The sequence below is a fragment of the Algibacter sp. genome (genome assembly GCF_049667265.1).
In the GTDB taxonomy this organism is placed as follows: domain Bacteria; phylum Bacteroidota; class Bacteroidia; order Flavobacteriales; family Flavobacteriaceae; genus Algibacter_B.
This window is the reverse complement of sequence record NZ_JBATHX010000360.1, coordinates 1-3,634: the sequence shown is the minus strand read 5'-3', so window position 1 is coordinate 3,634 and position 3,634 is coordinate 1. Positions and strand designations below refer to the sequence as shown.

Annotated in this window: 3 protein-coding genes and 1 pseudogene; all 4 read left to right on the top strand. The window is 31.9% G+C overall.

Features of this window, described 5'->3' with window-relative positions; genetic code table 11:
• Nucleotides 1-536: pseudogene (locus tag WBN21_RS12655) on the top strand (radical SAM protein); the annotation flags it as partial.
• Nucleotides 537-870: 334 nt separating this feature from the next.
• Entirely contained in the window at nt 871-2,175 is a 1,305-nt protein-coding gene (locus WBN21_RS12650) for a PSP1 domain-containing protein (RefSeq protein WP_424200831.1), read from the top strand.
• On the top strand, nt 2,162-2,656 hold the full coding sequence (locus tag WBN21_RS12645; protein ID WP_424200829.1) for a gliding motility lipoprotein GldH: 495 nt from the start codon (nt 2,162-2,164) through the stop codon (nt 2,654-2,656). Before WBN21_RS12650 ends, WBN21_RS12645 begins: the two co-directional genes overlap by 14 nt.
• Nucleotides 2,657-2,705: 49 nt before the next feature.
• Nucleotides 2,706-3,634, top strand: a 929-nt coding sequence (locus WBN21_RS12640; protein ID WP_424200827.1) for a transglycosylase domain-containing protein, incomplete at its 3' end; no start/stop codon positions are given.

Below are 3,634 nucleotides of genomic sequence, written 5' to 3'. Positions count from 1 at the left end.
AAGCAGATTACGAAAAATTTCATGCGGCTTTCAATGCTTTTAAAAAACTCAAGCAAACTTATGATTTTAAAGTGCGGATAAATTATACTTTTAATAAAGATAATTTTCATGAGTTAGAAGAATTTTTCGATCATTTTGACGGCAGTAGTTTCGATATTCTTCAAATTCGTCCTATTCAAAAAATTGGAAATACAGAATATAATAATTTCGATATTTCAAGTTTAACGGACGATTATACTAGAATAATAAAAATGATTACAGAAAGCTGTAAATCCAATAATATTACCTTGCTAGCGCCTAATTCTATTTCAAAATTGGCGCATAAAAACGAAGCTAGTTTTATCTTTGATTACACTTTTTGTTATGTATCTCCAACTAGCTTTTGGAAAGAAGGATTTAATTGGAAAGAAGAAAGTTTTAACGCTTATAGCAAAAAAATAGGCTGGAGTAAAATACTTTTCTCAAATATTTTCAAATCTAAAAGAGAGCTTAGTACAACTTCAAACAAGCTTAATTACGAAGTTGAGTTTAATTGAAAAAAACTCATTGAAGCCTGATTTCTAAAGTTTCGTTTGTAATTGTCATTCGCATAAAAACGGAAATCTAAATAAAGATAATTGTTTTTAAAAGGCAATATAATTATTCATTAAGACCATGTTTTCCTTTATTAAAAATCTTTCTTCCAAATCCTTAGAATAATCTTATATTTACATCGAGAAGCAAGTTTTTAAATAAAACGTTTCAAAATAGCTTCTTAAAAATTCATTTTCAAGTGTTTATAGTTTTAAAAAATGTAAAAACTAGATGATGAATAGTTACGAACCATCTTCTGATAGAACCTTTACTAATCAGAATCAATATATATAAAATATGGCTTGCGCAAGTTGCTCAACAAAAGACGGCTCACCTAAGGGCTGCAAAAATAATGGTACTTGTGGTACAGACAGTTGTAATAAGTTAACCGTTTTTGATTGGTTAGCAAATATGTCTCTTCCTAACGGAGAAAAACCTTTTAATTGGGTTGAGGTACGTTATAAAAACGGCAGAAAAGAGTACTACAACAATACTGAAAATTTAACTTTAAGTATTGGCGATATTGTTGCAACACAGGCTAAAGCGGGTCATGATATTGGAATGGTTACCCTTACGGGGGAATTGGTACGCGTTCAAATGAAGCGTAAAAATATTTCTGAAAAACCCGAAGAAGAATTTAAAATTTACCGAAAAGCAAGCCAAAAGGATATTGATATTTGGTCGACTGCAAGAGACAAAGAAGAACCAATGAAGGTTAGAGCGCGTCAATTTGCAATCGATTTGAAACTTCAAATGAAAATATCAGATATCGAATTTCAGGGTGATGCTAGTAAAGCTACATTTTATTATACTGCTGAGGATCGTGTAGATTTTCGCGAGCTAATTAAAGTTTTTGCGCGAGAATTTAGAACGCGAATAGAAATGAAGCAAGTTGGTTTTCGTCAGGAAGCTGCTAGGCTAGGTGGTATTGGTTCTTGTGGACGCGAATTGTGTTGCTCTACTTGGTTAACAGACTTTCGTTCTGTAAGTACATCGGCAGCTCGTTACCAGCAACTATCTTTAAATCCTCAAAAATTAGCTGGTCAATGTGGTAAGTTAAAATGCTGTTTAAATTACGAGCTTGACTCCTATCTTGATGCATTAAAAAGTTTTCCAAAAAACGACACAAAACTATTTACCGAAAAGGGTACTGCAGTTTGCCAAAAAACAGATATTTTTAAGGGACACATGTGGTACGCTTATGAAGGTGAGTGGATGAATTGGCATAAGATTACTACAGAACAGGCCAATGAAATTATTGAATTAAATAAACAAAAGAAAAAAGTTGCTAGCCTTGAGGAATATGCTTCAGATCTTATAGAAGTAGATACTAAAGAAGTATTTGAAAACGTTGTAGGTCAAGATAGTTTAACACGATTTGATAGTCCAAAACGCAATAATAAACGTAAAAATAATAGGAGAAAAGGAAATCAAAAAGGGAATCAAGGTAATAAAAAGCCTGCAGCTAATAAAAACGTAACTAGTTATAGGAATGATACTAGTAATAAAAATGCAACACCTAAAAAGAATCCTAATCAGAATAAAAGAAGAAAAACGGATAAAAGAAAACCACAAAACAGTAATAAAAATGCTGAAAAATAGATTCCTATTAGTTTTTTTTACGTGTTCTTTTATACTGGTTTCATGCGATTCCAATAGTGTTTATGACAACTATAAATCGGTTCCTAATGCATGGCATAAAGATTCCATAGTTAGTTTTAAGGTAAACCCTCCAGATTACATTAAACCCCATAATTTATTTGTTAATTTAAGAAATACAAACGCTTACAAATACAATAATTTATTTTTGATTGTGGAAATGGTTTTTCCTCATGGAAAAACGATAAAAGACACCTTAGAGTATAGGATGGCTGAACCAAGCGGAAAGCTTTTAGGGAAAGGTTTCACCGATATAAAAGAGAATAAATTGTGGTATAAAGAAGGGGTTGTTTTTAATGAAACTGGCGAGTATACTATCAATATTCAGCATGCCATGCGGGAAAACGGAAAGGTTCAAGGCGTTGTTGAGTTAGAAGGCATAACAGACATAGGGTTTAGGATAGAAAATCCGATTAAAGAATAAAAAACATAACTTTAAAAACTTAAGCTTACTGGCTTAAGACACTTAAACTATGGCAAAAGCAAAAAAAGAAACTAAAGCAGTTCAAGATTATTCAAAATATATCCGATGGTTTTGGATGTTATTTATTGGTGGCGTAGTAGCCACTTTATTAATGTTTTTATTGGCGTCTTGGGGTGTTTTTGGTAAAATGCCAGATCACACGCTATTGGAAAATCCAAGAACCAATTTAGCAACAGAAATTATTTCTTCTGATGGGCAAACGCTAGGAAAATTCTATTTTAATGATAATAGAACGCCAGTAAGTTATACTGATTTACCACAAAATTTAATTGATGCATTAATTGCAACTGAAGATGCCCGTTTTCATGAACACTCGGGAATAGATGGATTAGGAACTTTAAGAGCTTTTGCTTTTTTAGGTTCAAGAGGAGGTGCAAGTACAATTTCTCAGCAATTGGCAAAGTTATTATTTACAGATAAAGCATCTGGTAATATTATTAAAAGAGTCATTCAAAAAATGAAGGAATGGATTATTGCAATCCGTTTAGAGCGCCAATACACAAAAGAAGAAATTATAGCGCAATATTTTAATATTTACGATTTTGGAAATAACGCTGATGGTATTCGTAGTGCTTCAAGAATTTATTTCGGAAAAGAACCGAAAGATTTAGATATTAAAGAATCTGCAATGTTGGTTGGAATGTGCCAAAATTCTTCTTTTTATAACCCTAGACCTCATAGAAACCCGGTTGGGGTTAAGAATAGACGAAATGTGGTATTGGCACAAATGGAAAAATATGGATTTATTAATCAGAAAGTTAAAGATTCATTACGAAAAACCGAATTAGATTTAAATTATTCTCCAGAATCTCATAGAGAAGGAATAGCTACTTATTTTAGAGGTTATTTAGATGGTTTTATGAAAGAATGGATAAATGATAATCCTAAACCAGATGGTTCAAAATGGAACCTATACAA